Raw genomic sequence first — 485 nt, 5'->3', positions numbered from 1 at the left:
GGAACCGCACCATCAGGGCACAATTCCCCCGATGGGTGATAAAAAAAATGGGTTACTCGGACGGTGACCCGCTGGCCTGACTGAGCAGCGTTTCGGTAATACCGCTGTCGAAAAGTACTCTCAGCTCATCATGAATACCCAGGTAAGGTGTACTGCGCGGGATACCCTGCGCATTCAGCCGGGTTAAACCGTATTTGTCCACTAACGCGTTGATGGCTTCAAATGGCGGGACGCCATTGGCCATCAGTTCAGCCACCGTGTCGGCTTCACACAATGCCGTATCATCCAGGTTCAGGCCAAAATGCCGCTTCAGCAGCGTGCCGGCAATGACCTGCCAGACGGTTAAACGTAAAGATGCCATGGTGATACCTCACGCGTTAAACGCTGACTGTCGTTCCGTGCCGAAGAATATCCTGCACTTCACGACATTGTTGATAACGGGGTGAAACCACATGCAACGACAATAACGCGGCTTCATGCCTCAG

General features: G+C 53.2%; 1 protein-coding gene. It reads right to left on the bottom strand.

The genetic code is table 11. The features are described 5' to 3' along the window. Positions 1-52: 52 nt before the first annotated feature. Entirely contained in the window at positions 53-361 is a 309-nt protein-coding gene (locus AAC854_RS23055; RefSeq protein ID WP_340619124.1) for a TA system toxin CbtA family protein, read from the bottom strand. Positions 362-485 lie beyond the last annotated feature (124 nt).

The organism is Xenorhabdus entomophaga, assembly GCF_037996725.1.
GTDB classification, from domain to species: Bacteria; Pseudomonadota; Gammaproteobacteria; order Enterobacterales; family Enterobacteriaceae; genus Xenorhabdus; species Xenorhabdus khoisanae.
This window is presented reverse-complemented; position numbering and strand designations above follow the sequence as displayed.

What these genes read in the sequence shown, in the direction of transcription:
- AAC854_RS23055 (WP_340619124.1), bottom strand. Translation starts at nt 361, where the DNA reads ATGGCATCTTTACGTTTAACCGTCTGGCAGGTCATTGCCGGCACGCTG.